General features: G+C 71.2%; 17 protein-coding genes and 1 riboswitch. Of the genes, 11 read left to right on the top strand and 6 right to left on the bottom strand.

Going from position 1 to position 18,331, the window contains the following annotated elements:
* Positions 1-307 precede the first annotated feature (307 nt).
* Complete coding sequence (locus CTJ15_RS07640) at positions 308-910, bottom strand: SIS domain-containing protein (protein ID WP_226946076.1); 603 nt, start codon at positions 908-910, stop codon at positions 308-310.
* An 82-nt stretch (positions 911-992) separates the two neighbouring features.
* On the bottom strand, positions 993-1,883 hold the full coding sequence (locus tag CTJ15_RS07635; RefSeq protein ID WP_037250426.1) for a LysR substrate-binding domain-containing protein: 891 nt from the start codon (positions 1,881-1,883) through the stop codon (positions 993-995).
* Between the two features lie 98 nt (positions 1,884-1,981).
* Here CTJ15_RS07635 and CTJ15_RS07630 point away from each other — a divergent pair, with 98 nt between their 5' ends.
* From CTJ15_RS07630 to CTJ15_RS07610, 5 genes are all read left to right on the top strand, one after another.
* Positions 1,982-2,251 carry a DUF1127 domain-containing protein gene (locus tag CTJ15_RS07630; RefSeq protein WP_019460149.1) on the top strand — a complete coding sequence of 90 codons (270 nt, stop codon included), beginning with the start codon at positions 1,982-1,984 and terminating at the stop codon, positions 2,249-2,251.
* 150 nt (positions 2,252-2,401) lie between these two features.
* A complete protein-coding gene (locus tag CTJ15_RS07625; RefSeq protein WP_099781426.1) occupies positions 2,402-3,148 on the top strand; it encodes an ImuA family protein in 747 nt (248 codons plus the stop codon).
* Complete coding sequence (locus CTJ15_RS07620) at positions 3,115-4,725, top strand: DNA polymerase Y family protein (protein ID WP_099781425.1); 1,611 nt, start codon at positions 3,115-3,117, stop codon at positions 4,723-4,725. Before CTJ15_RS07625 ends, CTJ15_RS07620 begins: the two co-directional genes overlap by 34 nt.
* Entirely contained in the window at positions 4,722-7,937 is a 3,216-nt protein-coding gene (locus CTJ15_RS07615) for an error-prone DNA polymerase (RefSeq protein ID WP_099781424.1), read from the top strand. The genes CTJ15_RS07620 and CTJ15_RS07615 overlap by 4 nt, the downstream gene beginning before the upstream one ends.
* Positions 7,938-7,965: 28 nt before the next feature.
* Positions 7,966-8,499, top strand: coding sequence for a hypothetical protein (locus CTJ15_RS07610; protein ID WP_075823404.1), 534 nt, complete (start codon positions 7,966-7,968; stop codon positions 8,497-8,499).
* A gap of 523 nt (positions 8,500-9,022) precedes the next feature.
* On the opposite strand, the gene CTJ15_RS07605 is transcribed toward CTJ15_RS07610, so the two are convergent.
* From CTJ15_RS07605 to CTJ15_RS07595, 3 genes are all read right to left on the bottom strand, one after another.
* The gene (locus CTJ15_RS07605; RefSeq protein WP_019460144.1) at positions 9,023-9,619 is read right to left on the bottom strand and encodes a DUF882 domain-containing protein; all 597 of its coding nucleotides are present in this window, start codon (positions 9,617-9,619) and stop codon (positions 9,023-9,025) included.
* Complete coding sequence (locus CTJ15_RS07600) at positions 9,616-11,130, bottom strand: murein L,D-transpeptidase (RefSeq protein ID WP_099781423.1); 1,515 nt, start codon at positions 11,128-11,130, stop codon at positions 9,616-9,618. The genes CTJ15_RS07605 and CTJ15_RS07600 overlap by 4 nt, the downstream gene beginning before the upstream one ends.
* 199 nt (positions 11,131-11,329) lie before the next feature.
* Positions 11,330-11,509 (bottom strand): hypothetical protein, encoded by a 180-nt coding sequence (locus tag CTJ15_RS07595; RefSeq protein WP_019460142.1) that lies wholly within the window; start codon positions 11,507-11,509, stop codon positions 11,330-11,332.
* Positions 11,510-11,879: 370 nt separating this feature from the next.
* Between CTJ15_RS07595 and CTJ15_RS07590 the strand changes: the two genes are divergently transcribed.
* Both CTJ15_RS07590 and CTJ15_RS07585 read left to right on the top strand, forming a co-directional pair.
* Entirely contained in the window at positions 11,880-12,599 is a 720-nt protein-coding gene (locus CTJ15_RS07590; protein WP_058390357.1) for a DUF1028 domain-containing protein, read from the top strand.
* Between the two features lie 198 nt (positions 12,600-12,797).
* Positions 12,798-13,472 carry a class I SAM-dependent methyltransferase gene (locus tag CTJ15_RS07585; protein ID WP_226946075.1) on the top strand — a complete coding sequence of 225 codons (675 nt, stop codon included), beginning with the start codon at positions 12,798-12,800 and terminating at the stop codon, positions 13,470-13,472.
* On the opposite strand, the gene CTJ15_RS07580 is transcribed toward CTJ15_RS07585, so the two are convergent.
* Complete coding sequence (locus tag CTJ15_RS07580; protein WP_019460139.1) at positions 13,420-14,388, bottom strand: LysR substrate-binding domain-containing protein; 969 nt, start codon at positions 14,386-14,388, stop codon at positions 13,420-13,422. The genes CTJ15_RS07585 and CTJ15_RS07580 overlap by 53 nt on opposite strands.
* A gap of 172 nt (positions 14,389-14,560) precedes the next feature.
* Between CTJ15_RS07580 and CTJ15_RS07575 the strand changes: the two genes are divergently transcribed.
* The 4 genes from CTJ15_RS07575 to CTJ15_RS07555 all read left to right on the top strand — a co-directional run bounded on the left by CTJ15_RS07575 (position 14,561) and on the right by CTJ15_RS07555 (position 18,283).
* A complete protein-coding gene (locus tag CTJ15_RS07575) occupies positions 14,561-15,115 on the top strand; it encodes a peroxiredoxin (RefSeq protein ID WP_019460138.1) in 555 nt (184 codons plus the stop codon).
* Positions 15,116-15,312: 197 nt separating this feature from the next.
* Complete coding sequence (locus tag CTJ15_RS07570; protein WP_099781421.1) at positions 15,313-15,843, top strand: carboxymuconolactone decarboxylase family protein; 531 nt, start codon at positions 15,313-15,315, stop codon at positions 15,841-15,843.
* Between the two features lie 130 nt (positions 15,844-15,973).
* Positions 15,974-16,154, top strand: a riboswitch (cobalamin riboswitch).
* 114 nt (positions 16,155-16,268) lie between these two features.
* Complete coding sequence (locus CTJ15_RS07565) at positions 16,269-17,432, top strand: 5-methyltetrahydropteroyltriglutamate--homocysteine S-methyltransferase (protein WP_019460136.1); 1,164 nt, start codon at positions 16,269-16,271, stop codon at positions 17,430-17,432.
* A gap of 440 nt (positions 17,433-17,872) precedes the next feature.
* Entirely contained in the window at positions 17,873-18,283 is a 411-nt protein-coding gene (locus CTJ15_RS07555) for an Arm DNA-binding domain-containing protein (RefSeq protein WP_099781420.1), read from the top strand.
* The last annotated feature ends 48 nt before the right edge of the window (positions 18,284-18,331 follow it).

Below are 18,331 nucleotides of genomic sequence, written 5' to 3'. Positions count from 1 at the left end.
GCCACGGTCCCACTCAAGTCGTCCAGCAACCTCGTGCCAAATCACTCAAGCAAAACATCCAGGCTTCCTACAGTAAAACCCCTATTCACACCTTCAAGGAACAATTCCCGCCTCACAGCGCCGTCAATCCACCCAGATCGCCCTCCCTTCCGGAAAAGCCATCCAGCACAAATCAACAACACCCCTCAGGGGATCACAGACCAGCGCCCCGTCAGCCCCTCAAGACCAACCGCGCCGTCCGTGGGCCGCCTTATATGGGGGGCTTCCAGGCCTGTAAATACCCCTCTCCGCAGTTTTTCCGGCTGGCCTATCTCCGGCCCGTCAGGCGGTCCTCCAACAGCTCCAGGATGGCGTGGCCCAGCGTGATATGGAGCTCCTGCACCCGTGCCGTTTCCGCCGAGGGAACCAGCAGGACGTGGTCGCAGAAGCCCCTCGCCGGCTCTCCTTCGCCGCCTAGCAGGCCCACGGTGGCCAGCCCCATCTCCCGCCCCACTTCCAGTGCCCGCACCACATTCGGGCTCCGGCCGCTGGTGGTAAGGCCGAACAGCACGTCCCCCCGACGCCCCAGTCCGGACAAGGGGCGGGCGAAGACCTCCGCGAAGCCGAAGTCATTGCCACTGGCACTCATCGTCACGGAATCCGCCGCCAGGGCGACCGCTGGCCAGGAGGGCCTGGCGACAGCGCCACGCAGCCTCACCGTCCATTCGCAGGCCAGATGCTGCGCATCTGCCGACGAGCCACCATTGCCGCAGAAGAACAGCGTCCCTCCATCCCGCATGGCCGCCTCGCAGCGGTCCACCACCGCCAGTACGCTGTCCCGCATCTCCACCGCCACGCGGCGGCGCAGCAGGGCGCCATCCTCCATGATCCCGGTGAAGCGTGCCGCTTCCCGCGCCTGCCTGTCGCTCACCTTAACCGCACCTTCACCATCCTGATGGCACATCCCGGGGCGCGCTCTATGGGCCCGGCCCGGAGCCGCCGCAACATCCCGCTCAGGCGGCGCTGGGCAGACTCTGCAACTGCATCCGGAAGCTGTCCGAGATGTGTCGCCCCAGCCGCGCCGCCAGTGGCACATTGTGGTGCACCCGCATCGCCACCTCGAAATCCGGCAGGCGCGGCATCCCATCCTCCTCGCCCAGTACGCGCAGCCCGGCGGGCAGCATCCCCGTCAGCCCCATGGTCACCGCGAGGCCCGCGAGGGCGATGGCATGCGTGCCGGTCTGCGAGGCCGAGTGATAGGCCACGCGCCAGGGCAGCCCCGAATCGTTCAGTGCCTTGATCGCGGCCCGGCTCCAGGGACAGTCCTCCATGCACAGCGCCACCGGCAGGGGCCGGCGAAGGTGCACCGGCTGATCCGTGGCGCTCACCCAGTGCAGCGGCCCGCGCCAGAGGCGTTCGGAAAGCACGCCCGGCGCCTCGTTGCCGGCGGAGAAGAGCGTCAGGTCCAGCTCCCCCGCATCGAAGCAGCGCAGCAGTCCGGTGCTGGGCAGGCAGACCAGCTCGATCTCCACCGCCGGATGCGACTGGGCGAAGCGCGACAGGATCTCGGGCAGCCAGATCAGGGCGTAGTCGTCGGGCGTGCCCAGCCGCACCCGCCCGGCCAGTTCGGGCGTGCGGAAGCCCGCCACGATCTCGTCGTTCAGCTCCAGCAGCCGCCGCGCCCGGTCCAGCAGCCAGGCGCCGTGCTGTGTCGGCAGGAAGCCGCGTGGCCCACGCGCCAGGAGGGGCTGGCCCAACAGCTCCTCCAGCCGGCGCATCTGCATGGAGACGGCGGATTGCGTGCGGCCCACGGACTGGGCGGCACGGGTGACGCTGCCGCCTTCGGCCACCAGCACGAAGGAGCGCAGCAGGTCGGGGTCGATCCCAGGTGGAAGGCCGAACATGGCATCAATATCCTTGATGCCGATCGTCAAAACAACTCGTTTCCTTCAACAGCGTGGATGGAACATAGAGAGGTCGTCCAACAACAGGAACGACTCCCATGTCCGCCCACCTCGCTCGCAACAGCTTCGCCACCGGTGCCTGCACGGCCGCCGCCCGCGGCCGGGGCTTTGCGCAACCAGGGGCGCGTCCGGGTGTCATCCGGCAATTCCTGGACGTCCTGGCCCGCGTCCATCACGCCATCGAGAGCCGCCGCCAACTGGCCGAGATGGATGATCGCATGCTCTCCGACATCGGCATCAGCCGTAGCGAGGCACTGACCGAGGCGGCGCGCCCGGCCTGGGATCTGGAGCAGCGCCGTCGCGGCTGATCCTCCGGCGATCCCGTTCCGGAGCGGGATCGCCCCCTCCTCCGGCATCTGCTCCCGACTCCGTCATGCTTGACCCGAATCTGCCGCCTGGGCGAACATAAAGGGAACAAGCAACCCCGGAGTCGGTTCTCCTTGTCCATGAGCCCCCCAATGGACAGGCCCGCCCTCCTCGCCGCCCTGCGTGCCCGCGTGTCGCGCATGGAGCGCGCGGGGGCGGCCGAGGCCCTGGCCCGGCAGCGTGATCGCGGGAATGGCGATGCCATTCCCCTGACCCCGGCGATCGATGCCTCCCTGCCCGGCGGCGCCGGCCTGCCCCGCGCCGCGCTGCACGAGATCCTGCAGAGCAGTTCGGGTGCCGCCACCGGCTTCGCCGCCCTGCTGCTGGCGCGCAGCGGTGGCACGGTGTTCTGGATCGCTCCCTCCCCCGATGCCTGGCCGCCCGGCCTGTCCCGCTTCGGCCTGCCTCATGCACGACTGATCCTGGTGCGGGCACAGCGGGCGGTGGATGCGTTCTGGGCCGCCGAGGAAGCCCTGCGCTGCCCGGCCGTCGGCGGCGTGCTGCTCGCCGGCTATCGGCCGGACGACACCGCCGCCCGCCGCCTGCAGCTCGCGGCCGAGACTGGCGGCGGCATCGGCCTGCTGCTGCGCGAGGACACGGAGGAAGCGGGAGCCGGCGTGGCCCTCACCCGCTGGCGCGTGTCCGGCCGGGCCGGGACCGGCCTGTCGCGCCACGACCTGGGCGACCCGCAATGGCGCCTGGAACTGTTGCGCGCCCGCAGCGCCCGTCCCGCACGGTGGGATGTCGCCTGGCGCCCGGCCAGCGAGACTCTGATCCCCGAGAACCCCGCCGGGGAGGATGCGGCATGCGACGACGTGCCTACCGCCCGCCTCGCCTGAACCCGGCCGCCGCGGCACCGCCTCCGCCTTCCGCCGATCCGCCGGAAACGCGGGGCCGGGAACCGCCCTGCCCCAGGGAGCGCCGCTTCCTGGCCCTGCACCTGTCGCGGCTCCCCACCGATCTGCTGCGAGTGGAGGAACCCGTCGCCCTCTGGGGCCAGCGCGGGCCGCGCCGCCTCGTGATCGCCGCCAGCGTTCCGGCCGAGGCGCTGGGCCTGTATCCCGGCCAGCCCCTGGCGGATGCACAGGCCCTGCATCCCGGCCTGCGGCTGGAAGCTGAATCGCCCGGTGCCGTTCCCGCGATGCTGGAACGGCTGGCGCTCTGGGCGCTCCGCTTCACCCCGCTCGCGGCAGCGGAGGAACCGGACTCGCTGATCCTCGATATCGCCGGCTGCACTGGAACAGGCGGCGAGGCCGGGCTGCGCGACGAGGCCGTCTCGCGCCTCGCCCGGCTGGGCTTCGCCGCCATCGGCGCCGTGGCCGGCACGCCGGAGGCTGCCCTGGCCCTGGCCCGGGCCGGAGTCCCCGCCATCGTGCCCCCTGGCGGGGAACGGCAGGCCACCGCTTCGCTCCCCCTCACCGCCCTGCCGGTCGCGGAAGCTGTGGCCACGGAACTGCGCCGCCTCGGCCTTTGGCGGGTGGGCGAGGTCCTGGCCCAGCCGCGCATCCCCCTCGCCCGCCGCTTCGGGCCGGCGCTTACCGCGCTGCTGGATGGCGTCGCGGGCCGCGCCCGCCGCCCGATCCGCCCCGTCCGCCCGCCGCCCGACCTCGGCGTGGCGCGGGACCTGCCGGAGCCCATCGTGACCCGCGCCGCCATCGACGCGGTCTTCGCCGGGCTGCTCGACGCGCTCTGCCGGAAGCTGGACGAGGCCGGGCTCGGTGCCCGGCACCTGCTGCTGCGCGCCCATCGCGCCGATGCCCAGTGGACTGAAAACGGCGTGCAGGAGATCGCGGTCGGTACCGGCCTGCCGATGCGCGACCCGGCACATCTCGCCCGACTGTTCCGCGACCGGCTGGAGGAGCTGGCGCCGGGCTTCGGCTTCGACCGGATCGCCCTGCTGGCCGGCCGCACCGATCCGCTGGCACCGGCGCAGCAGGGCTTCGCCGGCAGCCAGGCCGATTCGGCGCGGCACCAGCTTCTTCTGGCCCAGCTCCTCGACCGGCTGGAAACGCGCCTGCCGGTCTGGCGGCTGGAGCCCCAGGCCTCGCATCTGCCGGAACGCGCCATGCGCCGCGTGCCGCCGCTCACCCCGCTCGTACCGGAGCAGCCACGCGCCTGGCGGGACCGCCCGCGCCCGGTGCGTCTCCTTCCCCGCCCGGAGCCGGTGAGCGCCGTGGCCGCCCTGCCGGACGGCGCACCCGCTCGGCTGACCCTGCACGGACGCCAGCTCCGCATCCGCCGGGCCGAGGGGCCGGAACGCCTCCTGCCGGAATGGTGGCGGGACGACCCGGCCCGGGCCCTGCGCGACTACTACCGGCTGGAAACGGAGATGGGCGACCGGCTCTGGGTCTGCCGCGCCGGGCTGGATGCGCCGGACGCCCCGGCGCGCTGGTTCCTGCACGGCTATTTCGCGTGACCGAAGCCTATGCCGAGCTGGGTGCCCTCTCGAACTTCACCTTCCTGGAGGGCGCCTCCCACCCGCACGAGCTGGCCCTCACCGCCAAGGCCCTGGGCCATGCCGCCTTCGGCATCGCCGACCGCAATTCCCTGGCCGGCCTCGTGCGCGGCCTGGCGGCCGCGGAGCACGAGAAGATCCGGCTCCGCTTCGTGCCCGGTTGCCGCCTCTGCCTGCCGGACGGCACCGAGTATCTCGTCTGGCCCACGGACCGCGCCGGCTATGGCCGCCTCGCCACACTGCTGAGCCATGGGCGGATGCGCGCACCCAAGGGCGAGTGCCACCTGTCCCGCCAGGAGATGATCGAATCCGCCGAGGGCTGGGTCATGGCGCTGATCCCGCCCGACCAGCCCGACGCGGCTTTCGCCGGGCGCCTGAGGCAGGACGCGCGCGCCCTGCGGCGCCTCGCCATGCCGCTCTTCTGCGCCGCCATCCACCGCCATGGCGGCGACGATGCGAAGCGGCTCGACGCATTGGCGGCGATGGGGCAGCCGCTGCTGGCGGCGGGCGGGGTGCGCTTCCACCGGCCGGGGCGCCGGCCGCTCGCCGACCTGCTGACCGCGATCCGCCTTGGCGTGACGGTGGACCGGCTCGGCGAGCACGCCCTGGCCAATGCCGAGGCGCATCTGAAGCCGCGGGCCGAGATGCGGCGCCTCTTCGGCCGCTGGCCGGAGGCGGTGGCGAACACCGCCCGCGTGCTCGATGCCTGCCGCTTCTCGCTGCGCGAACTGCGCTACGAATATCCCGAGGAGATCCTGGAGCCTGGCCTCACCGCGCAGCAGACGCTGGAGCGGCGCGTCGCCGAAGCCTGCCGCACGCACTGGCCGGGAGGCGTGCCGGAGAAGGTGGCGCGGCAGATCGAGGCCGAGATGCGGCTGATCGCGACCAAGGACTACGCCCCTTATTTCCTTACCGTGGACGAGATCGTCCGCTTCGCCAACGGGCGGGGCATCCTCTGCCAGGGGCGCGGCTCGGCGGCGAATTCCGCCGTTTGCTACGTGCTGGGCATCACCGCCGTGCCGCCGGACAAGCACGACCTGCTCTTCGCACGCTTCCTGTCCGAGGCCCGCGACGAGCCGCCCGATATCGACGTGGATTTCGAGCATGAGCGGCGCGAGGAGGTGATCCAGCACATCTACGACCGCTATGGCCGCGACCGCGCCGCCATCGCCGCCACGCTCAGCCGCTTCCGCGCGCGCGGCGCGATCCGCGAGGCGGGCAAGGCGATGGGGCTCAGCGAGGACATCACCGCGCGGCTGGCGAAGGGGGCCTGGGGGTTGGAACAGGCGAGCTTCGCCGAGATCGCGCGCGAGCAGGGGCTGGAGCCGGAGGCCGACCGCCGCCTGGCCTGGGCGCTGCAACTGGCCGGGGAGCTGGTCGGCTTCCCGCGGCATCTCTCCACCCATGTCGGCGGCTTCGTCATCACGAAGGGGCCGCTGACCGAGCTCGCCGTGGTGACGCGCGCCGCCATGGAGGGGCGCACCACGCTGGAATGGGACAAGGACGACATCGAGGTGCTGCGCATCCTGAAGGTGGATGTGCTGGGCCTGGGGATGCTGTCCTGCCTGCGCCGCGCCTTCGCGCTGATCGAGGCGGGCGGCGGGCCGAGGCTGGACCTGAAACACGTGCCGCAGGACTGCGCCGAGACCTATGCGATGCTATCCCGGGCGGATTCCGTCGGCGTCTTCCAGGTGGAAAGCCGGGCGCAGATGAACATGCTGCCGCGCCTGCGCCCCAGGGAGTTCTACGACCTGGTGATCGAGGTGGCGATCGTGCGGCCCGGCCCGATCCAGGGCGACATGGTGCATCCCTATCTGCACCGCCGCGCCAACCCGCAGGACGTGACCTATCCCTCCGAGGAGCTGAGGGGCGTCCTGCACAAGACCCTCGGCGTGCCGCTTTTCCAGGAACAGGCGATGCAGCTCGCCATCACCGCCGCCGGGTTCAGCGAGGCCAGGGCCGACCAGCTCCGCCGCGCCATGGGCACCTTCAAGGGCCAGGGACAGGTGGAGCAGTTCCGCGCCGAGTTCACCGAGGGCATGGTTGCGCGTGGCTACGAGCGTGATTTCGCCGAGCGCTGCTTCCGGCAGATCGAGGGTTTCGGCTCCTATGGCTTTCCGGAAAGCCATGCCGCCTCCTTCGCCCAGCTCGTCTATACCTCCGCCTGGATCAAGCGGCACCATCCGGCGGCCTTCGCCTGTTCCCTGCTGAACAGCCAGCCCATGGGCTTCTACGCCCCGGCGCAGCTTGTCCGCGATGCGCGGGAGCATGGCGTGCGCGTGCGGCCGGTGGATGTGCATCACAGCGGCTGGGATTGCGCGCTGGAGCCCGATCCCGGCAGCGTCGGCGGCCTCGCGCTGCGGCTGGGGCTCCGCCTGGTGCAGGGGCTGAACGCGGAGGCCGCCGGGCGGCTGCTGGCCACGCGCCCCTTCCGCGACATGGGCGATGCCGTGCGCCGCGCCGCCCTGCCGCGCGATTCCGTGACGGCGCTGGCCCGGGCGGATGCCTTCCGGAGCCTGGGCCTGGACAGCCGCGCCGCGCTCTGGGCCGCCAGGGCGGCCGAGCCCGCCCCGCCGCCGGACGAGCTGCCGCTCTTCGCCGCCGCGGCCGAGGCCGCCCCCACCCTGCCGCCGCTCACCGATGGCGAGAGGCTGGCGCTGGACTGGGGCGCCACCGGGCTCAGCCTGCGCGCGCATCCGCTGGCCCTGCTGCGCCCCTGGCTCGGCCCGGTGAACACGCGCAGCCTGCTCCATGCCCCACGCGGCGCCCGCATCCGCCTGCCCGGGCTGGTGCTGGTGCGGCAGCGTCCCGGCTCCTCGAAGGGCGTGGTCTTCTTCACCGTGGAGGACGAGCATGGCACCGCCAACCTCGTGCTCTATCCGGATGTGGTGGCGGCGCACCGGCCCGCCGTGCTGGGCGCGCGGCTGCTGGTGGCGGAAGGGCGGCTGGAGCGCGAGGACAGCGGCGCCGTGCCGATCCTGCACCTGATCGCGCGGCGGCTGGAGGACCATTCGGCGATTCTGGACGGCCTGCACCGGCTCGACCTGCCCGGTGGCGCCTTTCCGGCGGAGACCCAGCTTGCCCGGGCGGATGAGATCGGGCGGGGCGGTTCGCCACGGTCTTCCATCCCCCGGGCCATTCCCCGGTTGGGCCGATCGCGGGATTTCCACTGAAAAACCGGGCGCGAACCCCGAAAGCTGTTTGAGATCGGTTCTCATCTGGCCCAAGCTGTCCTTTCGCGACGCGCAGGAGGCCGAGATGGCGACTCAAGGACTGCCCAGCTGGCCCTGGCTCGGAATCACGCCGGAGGAATTGCCGGAACCGGAGGCGGTGCTGCTGGAGGCCATACGGCGCTGGTCGGAGGCGGCCCGGAAGGGCGGCTCCCCGGCCATGGCGATGCAGGCGCCGCTGGCGACGCTGGGGATCGGCGAGGCCAGGGACGATCTGGACAAGGCGCTGCGACAGCTCGGCGCCCCGTGCGGGATGGGCTGCCTGCTCAGCCCCCGGGTCCTGCCGGGCGAGGCAACGCTGCTGCTGGCCCTTGCCCTGGCGCAGCGCGGCTCGCGGCGGGAGGCGCTGGCGATCTTCCTGCGGCTGGCGCCGACGCCCCGGGCCGGCGCGGCCCTGGCCGCCGCCGTGGCGCTCGGACAGACCCTGCGCCATGCCGGGCTGCGCCTGACGCATCCGATGCGGCGCGCGACGGCGGGCCATGCCGGGCGCGGCCGGATGGGCTGAGGCGGGCGCACCCCACGGGCGGATCGCGCCTGGACGCGCGGGGGTCCGGCCTGGCTGCCCAGGGTTGGACAGAACCTCCGTGCGTGTCACTTTAGGGCTTTAGCAGTTTTAGGCTTTTAGTCTTTTATCCGCCCAGTCGGATGCAGACTCCGCCCTATGGGGCAGGCAGATCTTGCCTGAGAACCGCGCCAGGGGTGAGCGGTGCCGTGGCTCGCATGGCGGCAGTGGAACGGGGATGGTCTGTTGATTTTATTCCTATAACCTGTGATCGGCGGGCAAGCAAGGGAGTTCGCGCCGGAGAGCCTCGCTTTCCGGCAACCGCGGGTGCCACAAGCGCGGACAGGGTCTCTGTCTTCTTCCCTGGTGCCCGCTGTTTCCGCCAGTTCCGCGGGATGGAACCCGCGGGCCGGGGGAGACCGGCGCCGGCTCCCGGAGGCCAGGGCTCGAAGAGTCCTGGCGGAGAGGGGGTTCCGGGACGAGAGGCGAGGCCTCTCCCCCGGGGGTGGCCAGTGTGCCCTTCGTCTCAGCCCCAGCGGCGGGGCTGGCCGCAATCCAGGTGCACGAAGCCGTCGCGGCGGTACAGGCCGACGCCACCCATCTGCATCTCCGCCGCGAGCCGCGCCATGGCATAGGAATCGCGGTCCGGCAGGCGCACATCCGCCGCCATGCCGGACATGTGCAGCGAGGCGGTGGACACGCGCCGCGACTGCCGCGCCAGGTTGGCGTTGCGCTCCGGCGCGCGGTAGCCGCTGATCACCTGGAAGGGCTCGCCGGAATCCATCTGCTGCGCCACGGCGTGCAGCACGTCGAAGAGGCGCGGGTCCATCGGCGTCACCTCCTCGGTCGGCAGGTCGCGCAGCACGTAGTCCAGCTTCTGCAGCGCGGTGCGGACGTAGCGGCCGTTCTCCCAGTACACGCCCTCGAACTGGTCGTCCGTCTCGGCATAGGCGCGCTGGATGCGCAGCACGCGCGGGGGGCCGGAATCGGCCAGCACGGGGGTGGCGGCGGCGGCGCAGGCGAGGCCGCCCAGGGCGGCGCGGATCACCTCCCGCCGGCGGAAGGCGGGGCTGCGGGCCGCGTCCGCGCAGCAGGGGCAGTCGAGGCGGGAACGGTGGCTCATCGGGCGGCCGCCACGCGCGGGGCGCTGCGGTCCATCTCCCGCGCATAGGCGGCGTCGAGGCCGTAGATGTCGGGCCGCAGGCGCAGGCGCCCCTCCTCCACCACGGCGGTGCTGTAGATCAGCCGCACCGGGATCGGCCGCTTCAGCGGCACGTTGATCGTCTGCCGGGTGTCGAAGGTGCGCTGCATGCGCTCCCGGTCCCAGCCCATGCCATCCATGGCAAGGTCGAGAAGTTCCATGGGTCGCTCCAGTCGGATGCAGCCGGACGAGAAGGCGCGGTCGGGCCGGTTGAAGGCCCAGCGGTCCGGCGTGTCGTGCAGGTAGATGTCTTCGTTGTTGGGCATGATGAACTTCAGCCGTCCGAGCGCGCTGGAATCCCCGGCATCCTGGCGCACCGCATAGGGAAAGTTGTCGGGCCGTATCCGGGCCCAGTCCACCGTGGTCGGATCGACCTCCACGCGCTCCCCGTCGATCGTGGCGAAGAGGCGGAAGCCCTTGGCCACCATCGCCCTCGGGTCGCGCCGGAACTTCGGCAGCAGGTCCTCGCGCGCGTTGCGGGCGGGCACGCCCCAGGGCGGGTTGAACTGCACCGTGGTCATCGAGACCCGCAGCAGCGGCGTGGCGCGGTCGGGACGGCCGACCACCACGTTCATGCGCAGCAGGGTGCGGCTTCCCTCCAGCGCGAAAAGCCGGAAATCGGGGATGTTCACCTCGATCCGGCGGCCCGCGGGCGGGCGCGGCGCGGCGCGGCGCATGTCCAGCGCGACGCGGAGCTGGTCCACCCGCTGCGAGGCCGGGCGGTTGAGCTGCGCCAGGGTGATCGGGCCGAGGCGGCCATCGGCCTCCAGCCCCTGTTCCTCCTGCCAGCGGCGCAGGGCGGCGGCCAGCGCCCCGTCATAGGTCTCGCCCGTTCCTTCCACCGGCGCCGCGGCCAGCGCCGGGTCCACCACGGCGAGCCGCGCGCGCAGGGCCGGCACGCGCTGCGCGTCGCTGGCGCCGGGGTCGAGCGTGCCGCCGCCCGGGACGCGGGGCCAGCCGCCCGCCGCGACGATGGCGCGTGCCTTGGCGAGCTCCGCCTTCAGGAGCGCGGCATCGGGGGGCGCGAGGGCCGCCCGGTCGATCACCGAGGCCGGGTCGGCGGCGCCCAGCAGGTCGAGCTGCCAGCGCGGCATCGGGATGGCGGCGGGGTCGCGCAGGATGTCGGGGCGGTTGGCGGGCAGGCGCAGACGGCCCAGCAGCAGGTCGGACAGTGCCGCCGAGGCGGCCCGTATGAGCCCTGCCGCATGGGCGGCGGGATCGGCGGCGACGGCGGCCTCGGCGGGAATGGCGTAGTCGGCGGGGCTGAGCCCGTCCTCCTCCAGCCGGTGCAGGCGCTCCGCCAGGCGTTGCAGCGCGGCGGGCTGGGCATGGGCCGTGGCGGCCGCGGCCGGATATCCGCCCGGCTTTCCCCCAGGGGCCAGCAACGGCATGGCACTGCCCATGAGAGCCAGGGAGAAATCGCGTCGGCGCATGGGTGACGGGATAGCCGGGCCGGGCCAGGGCTGCCAAGCCGCAGACTTCCGCGGCGGCGCAGCGGAAACATGACGCAACATGGGCAAGGGCGGCCGGGCGTCCTCCTGCCCCGCCGCATCGCGTGCTGCCGGTCGCCCTAGCGGCCGCCTCGCATCGGGCGGGCCGTTCCGCGGCGGCCCGGGGGCGGCCGATCCGGGGTCAGCCGACCCAGAGGAAGATCAGCCAGGTCAGGAAGGCCGTCACCAGCAGGGCGTAAAGCAGGGCCCGGGCGATGCCGAACCATTCGCTGCGCGGGTCCGGCGCCCCTTCCTCCGGGTGATAGGAAGGCCGCGGCGTCAGCGGATCGGCTGGCCGGGCCGTGGCTTCGGCCCCCGTCATCCCAACGGGAGTACCGGAGGCATCCAGGTCAGGCCGGCCGGGCGATGGTAGGCCGTCTTTGTGTGAGAGCGTGTCGCTCACCGTCCTGATCCCCTGATCTGGCCCGATCCTCACTCGGAGCGAGCCGGCGGGGGGATTTTGGCACAGGTTTTTCGCTCGATCATTATCTATCGGGCGGATAGCTAAATTATTGATACGGGTTGAATAGGTTAATGCAATCTGGAGGGGAAACTTACCTCGCGCTCGCCTCGCACGCCGGAAAATTTCCCATGCCCGATCCCCGGCGGCGCTGGCGCCCATGGGAGCGGGCGGAATAGATTTCGCTGTGCTGCGGAAGGATTCCTCCCTTCGCAGGGAGCGAGATTGCGCCGTGACCTGGTCCATCGTCGCGCACGACCCGCATCGCGAGACCTTCGCCGTCGCCGTGACCACCTGCAATCTCGCCGTGGGGGCCTCCTGCCCCTTCGTGCGGGCGGGGGTCGGGGCGGTGTCCACGCAATCCTTCACCAACCGCTATCTCGGCCCCGCCGTGCTGGACGGGATCGGGGCCGGACTGCATCCGGCCGCCGCCATCGAACAGGCGCTGGCCGGTGATGACGGGCGCGAGCTGCGCCAGGTCCATGCGGTGGACCGCCAGGGGCGCGTGGCCGCCTGGACCGGGCGGCACTGCGTCGCCTGGGCGGGGCATAGCGGGGCGCCCCATGTCTCCTTCGCCGGCAACATGCTGTCGGGGCCGGCCGTGCTGCAGGATACCGAGGCCGCCTTCGCCGTGCATGGCGGCCTGTCCCTGCCCCGCCGGCTGGTGCAGGCCCTGATGGCGGGGGAGGCGGCAGGCGGCGACCGGCGCGGCCGCCAGTCCGCCGCCCTGGTGATGGTGTCCACCGAGGATTTTCCTGACCTGGACCTGCGGGTGGACGATCATGTGGAGCCGCTGCCGGAGCTGCGGCGGCTGCTCGGCCTCTGGGAGCGCCAGCGCGAGCCCGGCCTCGCCGAGGCGCCGCGCAGGGCCGACCCCGCCGGCCTGACCGATCTCGACACGATCGAGGCCCGCTGGATCGAACGCGGGCTGGACCTGCGCTTTCCGCGCTGAGCCGCCGGCGCGAACCGGACGTTGCCCGAGGCCGCTTCCGGCTCTAGATTCGCCTCCGCTCTGGCGGAGCTGAACGGGTGCCGGCCCGGAAAACTACTTGCCCCGGGACGGGGCGGCTCCCCGCCATGAGGCACCGCGCAGGCCCGGCGCGCCGACAGCCCCCGGGATGCGCCTGCCTTTTCCTTCGGGGCGATGCAGATGACGGAACATTCCTCCTTTCTTCCGGTGGCCGAGGCCTATGACCTCTGGGCCGGCACCTATGACACGCAGGACAACCCGATGGTCTTCGGGGCGAGCCGGATCGTGGAGGGGCTGGCCGGGGAGGTCCGGGGCCGCGACGTGGTGGAATTCGGTTGCGGCACCGGACGCAACCTCGCCCGGCTGCGGGCCGGGGGCGCGGCGAGCCTCACCGGACTCGACCTGTCCGCCGGGATGCTGGACCAGGCGCGGCGGCGCGGCCCGGATTTCCACCTGCTGCGCCATGACATGAGCCAGCCGGTGGCGCTGCCGGATGCCTCGGCGGATCTGGCCCTGTTCTGCCTTTCGCTGGAACACATGGCCGACCTGCTGCCGCCCTTGCGGGAGGCGCGCCGCCTGCTGCGCCCGCGGGGGGAGGTCCGGATCGTCGAGATCCACCCTTTCCTGTCGCTCGGCGGGACGGGGGCGCATTTCCAGGCCGGCGGGCGGGAGATCCGCATGCCGACGGTGGCGCATGGCTTCGCCGACTACCTCAACGGCTTCGCGGCGCTGGAGCTACGCCTCCTCGCCTGCCGGGAATGGCGGCCGCGCGACTTCGGCGGCGCGTTGCCGGACCGGGTGCTCAAGCGGGGGCCGGACCACCCGCTGCTGGTGGAGTTCCGCCTGGGCCGCTGACCCCCCTGGCGCCCGCCTCCAGCATGTCCCGGATCGTGGCGGCCAGGTCCTTGAACTCGCTGGCGCGCGGGGAGCGGGCCCGCCAGGCGAGGCCCAGCATCCGGCCGGGCGTGTCCTCCACCGGGCGCAGCTCCACATTCGCCCCGGCCAGCACGCCCCCCTCCACCGCCAGCCGGGGGAGCAGCGTGACGCCGAGGCCGCCGGCCACCATCTGCACCAGCGTATGCAGCGTGGTGGCGGCGAAGCTGTCGCCGCCGGTCGGCCCCGGCAGGTTGCAGGCGGCCAGGGCGTGTTCCCGCAGGCAGTGGCCGTCCTCCAGCAGCAGCAGCCGCTCGCCGGACAGGGCCGAGGCCGGCAGGATGTTGCGCGCGGCCAGCCGGTGCCCGGGCGGCAGGGCCGCCAGGAACGGGTCCTCCGCCAGCGGCATCACGTCCAGCCGGTCGGCCGAGGCCACGGGCAGCGCCAGGAGCAGCAGGTCGAGTCGGCCCCCCTCCAGGTCGGCCACCAGGTTCTGCGTCAGGTCCTCCCTCAGCCAGAGCCGCAGGCGCGGGAAGGCGCCGCGCAGGGCGGGCATCAGGCGTGGCAGCAGGAAGGGGCCCACGGTGGGGATCAGCCCGAAGCGCAGCGGGCCGCTCAGCGGGTCATGCGCCGTGGCCGCCGTTTCCGCCACCGCCGAGAGCGTGGCGAGCGCGTCGCGCGCCCGCTGCACGATCTCGAGTCCCACCTGGGTGAAGGCGGGCCGCTTGGAGGGGCCACGGTCCAGGATCGCCGTGGCGAGCTGCCGCTCCAGGGCGATGATCCCGGCCGAAAGGGTGGACTGGCTGACGGCGCAGGCGGTGGCGGCCCGGCCGAAATGGCCGTGATCCGCCAGGGCGACGAGGTAGCGGAGCTGTTGCGGGCTGGGATAGGCGGTCATCGGTGCAGCCGATCATAAGGACGAAAACTATTCATTTGAACCCGTGCTGCACCTGCGTCATACCCGGCCACGGCGCGGGGGCGGGAATCAGCCTCCGGCCGGACGGGCCCGGGGGTCACCATCGCGGCGCCGTCCGGAAGCGACCGAATTCTTTTGGGAAGAGGATCACTGCATGCTGACCGTCGGCGACAAGTTCCCGTCCTTCCAGCTCACCGCCGTGAAGGGTGGCCCCGAGGGGCTGAACATGAACACCGCCTTCACCGAGGTCTCCGACGCCTCGGATGCCGGCAAGTGGAAGATCGTCTTCTTCTGGCCGAAGGACTTCACCTTCGTCTGCCCGACCGAGATCGTGGCCTTCGGCAAGCTGAACACGGATTTCAGCGACCGTGACGCCGTCGTCTATGGCGTGTCGATCGACAGCGAGTTCGTGCACATGAACTGGCGCACGCACCATGCCGACCTGAAGGACCTGCCCTTCGCCATGCTCGCCGACATCAAGCGCGAGCTGTCCACGGCCTGCGGCATCCTCGACAAGAACGCCGGCGTGGCGCTGCGCGCGACCTTCATCGTGGACCCGGAGGGGATCATCCGCTTCGCCTCCGTCAACGACCTGAACGTCGGCCGCAACCCGCAGGAAGTGCTGCGCGTCCTCGACGCGTTGCAGACGGACGAGCTGTGCCCCTGCAACTGGAAGCAGGGCGAAGAGGTCCTGAAGCCGGCCGCCTGAGGCCAGCTTCCACGGATTGACCGCGCTCCGGGGGTTTCGCGCCCCCGGGGACGGTGTGCCGAGCCGGCCGCCCCGTTCCCCTGGCCCTTCCCCTGGCCCGGGAGGGACCGTTCCGCGAAAGCCGCGGGCACCGGGCGCATGGGCGCCCCCGAGGGCCGGTTCCGCCCACCGAACACAACCGGAGAGGAGTTCACAGGATGTCGCTCGACGCCCTGCGCAACATGCTGCCCGAATACGCCAAGGACCTGAAGCTGAACCTCGGCTCGCTCGCCGCCGAGACGCTCCTGACGGAGCAGCAGCTGGCCGGTACCTTCATCGCCAGCGCGCTTGCCTCGCGCAATGCCGTGGTGACGAAGAACATCGTCGCCGAGTTCGGCCCGAAGCTCTCGGCCGAGGCGCTGAACGCGGCCAAGGCGTCGGCGGCGATCATGGGCATGAACAACGTCTATTACCGCTTCACGCATCTGGTGCATGGCGACTACGCCACCATGCCGGCCAAGCTGCGCATGAACGTCATGGCGCGGCCGGGCGTGGAGAAGGTGGATTTCGAGCTCTGGTCGCTCGCCGTTTCCGCCATCAACGGCTGCGGCATGTGCATGGAGAGCCACGAGAAGGTGGTGCGCCAGCATGGGATGACGCAGGAGCAGGTGCAGGCTGCCGTGCGCATCGCCTCGGTGGTGCATGCCGTGGCGGCGGTGCTGGACGGCGAGGCCGCGCTGGCGGGCTGAGGCCCCTCCCCGCCCCCCCGGGGGTGGATGGCCAAGGATCGGGAAGGGCCGGTGCCGGACAAGAGCACCGGCCCTTTTCCGTTCCGGCGCCTGCGCGGCCTGCCGCCCCTTCCGGGAAGGCCGTGCCTCCCCTACACCGGAGGGCGATGGTTCCCTCGCGGATTAAAACGGGAACATGGTGCGAAGCCATGGCTGCCCCCGCAACTGTCAGCGCCGAGCCACCGCCAAGGGCCACCGGGTTCGCCCCCGGGAAGGCGGCGGATGGTGATGACGCGCGAGCCAGGAGACCTGCCATCGTTGACGTCAGCGCGGCCACGCCGGACGGGGTGTTCCGGCGGGAAAGAAGGGACGAAGGCCCGCCCGGAGACGGGATGCGGGGCCGGGAGACCGGGCCGCGATGACAGAAGACGTCAGGAGAAAACCCCATGTCCGCCAGCACAGCCGCCCGCGAGGCCACCCGCACGGGGGCCGATGGCAAGCCCTGCCAGCCGCCCGCCTTTCCTTCCTTCCGCGCCGACCATGTCGGCAGCCTGCTGCGCCCCGCCGCGCTGCGTGAGGCCCGCCAGGCCCGCGCCGAAGGGAAGCTCTCCGCCGAGGCGCTGCGCCAGGTGGAGGACGAGCAGATCGCCCGGGTGGTGGCGAAGCAGGAATCGGTCGGCCTGCGTGCCGCCACGGATGGCGAGTACCGCCGTGCCTACTGGCATTACGACTTCCTGGGCGGGCTGGACGGGATCGAGATCTACGAGCCCGAGGACAAGGTCCAGTTCAAGGGCGCGACGCTCGGCCACAAGCTGCGGGTGAACGGGCGGATCGGCTGGAAGCCCAGCATGATCGAGGATTTCCGCTTCACCGCCGGCTGCACCTGCCACGCCATCGCCAAGCAGACCATCCCCTCCCCCAGCGTGGTGCATTTCCGCGGCGGGCGGGAGGCGATCGCACGCGACGTCTATCCGGACATGGACGGGTTCTTCGACGATCTCGGGCGGACCTACGAGGATGCGGTGAAGGCCTTCCATGCCGCCGGCTGCCGCTATCTCCAGCTCGACGAGGTCAACATCGCCTATCTCTGCGATCCGGAGCAGATCGAAGGGCTGAAGCGGCGCGGCGAGCATGTGGAGGGGCTGCTCGACATCTATGCCGGCATGATCAATCGCGCGACCCGGGCGCGGCCGCCCGGCATGGCGATGAGCATGCATCTCTGCCGGGGGAATTTCCAATCCACCTTCGTCGCCTCCGGCGGCTACGAGCCGGTGGCCGAGGTGCTGTTCAACGCCATCGACATCGACGCCTACTTCATGGAGTTCGACGACGAGCGCTCGGGCGGCTTCGAGCCGCTGCGCTTCGTGCCGCGCGGAAAGAAGGTCGTCGTGCTGGGCATCGTCACCAGCAAAAACGGCACGCTGGAAAGCAAGGACGAGCTGAAGCGCCGCATCGACGAGGCGGCGAAGTTCCTGCCGCTGGAACAGCTCGCCATCAGCCCGCAATGTGGCTTCGCCAGCACCCAGGAGGGGAACAAGCTCTCCGAGGAGCAGCAATGGGCCAAGCTGCGGCTCTGCGCCGAACTGGCCGAGGAGATCTGGGGGCGCTGAGGCCGGGATCACCGGGATCGGGGCGGCGCGTCCGCCCCGCTTTCCCGGAGGCATGGCCGGAAGGGTAACGGCGGGGGCACCGCTGGCCATGCCAGCCCCGCGGCAAGCGCGGGAGCAGGTGTGGCTGGCGCGCGGCCTTTCGTGGCCCCATGCCTTCCGGACATGGGGAGCGGCGATGGCGCGGGCAGAATGGCCGCGTTGCGCCGGAACGACAGGTTTTCAGGAGGTTCGTGGTGGGCGCGACAGGGATTGAACCTGTGACCTTCCCCGTGTCAGGGGGAAACCTATCGCCCCAAAGCCTCCCAAACCTCCTGATCCATCCCATCAAGCCACTGAATTAACTTCCTAAAAGGCCCTACTAGGCTTGATTACGTTTGCGGCCCTTTGCCCTCTTGTGCTACCTAGATGTTACCTAGTTCGCCGCGAGGGTTGAAGAGAGAATGGCCGCGAAGATCACCTTGAAAGAGTGCCGCTCTCTCGGCCAAGGCGAAGAGCTTTGGGATAGCGTCGTGAAGGGCTTCGGCATCCGTCGCCAGCAAAGCGACGCGGTTAGCTTCGTCCTGCTCTACCGCACCAAGGACGGACGCCAACGCCGCTTCACGATTGGCCGCTTCGAATCACCCTGGAAGCCCGAAGAGGCCCGCAAGGAAGCGCAGCGGCTTCTAGCGGAAGTCGCCAAGGGCAATGATCCTGCCGAAGCGAAGCAGGAAGCGCGTAGCTCCATGAGCGTTGCCGAGCTTTGCGAAGCTTACATGAAGGCTGCCGAGAAAGGCTTGATCCTGAACCGGCAAGGCCAAGCGAAGAAGGCCACGACACTCAGAACCCGTTTCATAACGGCTGAGGCGGGGTGAGCGGCGGGAGTTCTGCGCGTTCGGAGGGTGTCTGACGTCCTTCGAGGT

It is taken from the genome of Roseomonas sp. FDAARGOS_362, assembly GCF_002754815.1.
In the GTDB taxonomy this organism is placed as follows: Bacteria; Pseudomonadota; Alphaproteobacteria; order Acetobacterales; family Acetobacteraceae; genus Roseomonas; species Roseomonas mucosa.
This window is presented reverse-complemented; position numbering and strand designations above follow the sequence as displayed.

Bases quoted from the DNA above. Each gene is read 5' to 3' on its own strand.
- CTJ15_RS07635 (WP_037250426.1), bottom strand. From the start codon at position 1,883: ATGTTCGGCCTTCCACCTGGGATCGACCCCGACCTGCTGCGCTCCTTC.
- CTJ15_RS07630 (WP_019460149.1), top strand. From the start codon at position 1,982: ATGTCCGCCCACCTCGCTCGCAACAGCTTCGCCACCGGTGCCTGCACG.
- CTJ15_RS07625 (WP_099781426.1), top strand. From the start codon at position 2,402: ATGGACAGGCCCGCCCTCCTCGCCGCCCTGCGTGCCCGCGTGTCGCGC.
- CTJ15_RS07620 (WP_099781425.1), top strand. From the start codon at position 3,115: ATGCGACGACGTGCCTACCGCCCGCCTCGCCTGAACCCGGCCGCCGCG.
- CTJ15_RS07605 (WP_019460144.1), bottom strand. From the start codon at position 9,619: ATGAGCCACCGTTCCCGCCTCGACTGCCCCTGCTGCGCGGACGCGGCC.
- CTJ15_RS07600 (WP_099781423.1), bottom strand. From the start codon at position 11,130: ATGCGCCGACGCGATTTCTCCCTGGCTCTCATGGGCAGTGCCATGCCG.
- CTJ15_RS07595 (WP_019460142.1), bottom strand. From the start codon at position 11,509: ATGACGGGGGCCGAAGCCACGGCCCGGCCAGCCGATCCGCTGACGCCG.
- CTJ15_RS07585 (WP_226946075.1), top strand. From the start codon at position 12,798: ATGACGGAACATTCCTCCTTTCTTCCGGTGGCCGAGGCCTATGACCTC.
- CTJ15_RS07580 (WP_019460139.1), bottom strand. From the start codon at position 14,388: ATGACCGCCTATCCCAGCCCGCAACAGCTCCGCTACCTCGTCGCCCTG.
- CTJ15_RS07575 (WP_019460138.1), top strand. From the start codon at position 14,561: ATGCTGACCGTCGGCGACAAGTTCCCGTCCTTCCAGCTCACCGCCGTG.
- CTJ15_RS07570 (WP_099781421.1), top strand. From the start codon at position 15,313: ATGTCGCTCGACGCCCTGCGCAACATGCTGCCCGAATACGCCAAGGAC.
- CTJ15_RS07565 (WP_019460136.1), top strand. From the start codon at position 16,269: ATGTCCGCCAGCACAGCCGCCCGCGAGGCCACCCGCACGGGGGCCGAT.
- CTJ15_RS07555 (WP_099781420.1), top strand. From the start codon at position 17,873: ATGGCCGCGAAGATCACCTTGAAAGAGTGCCGCTCTCTCGGCCAAGGC.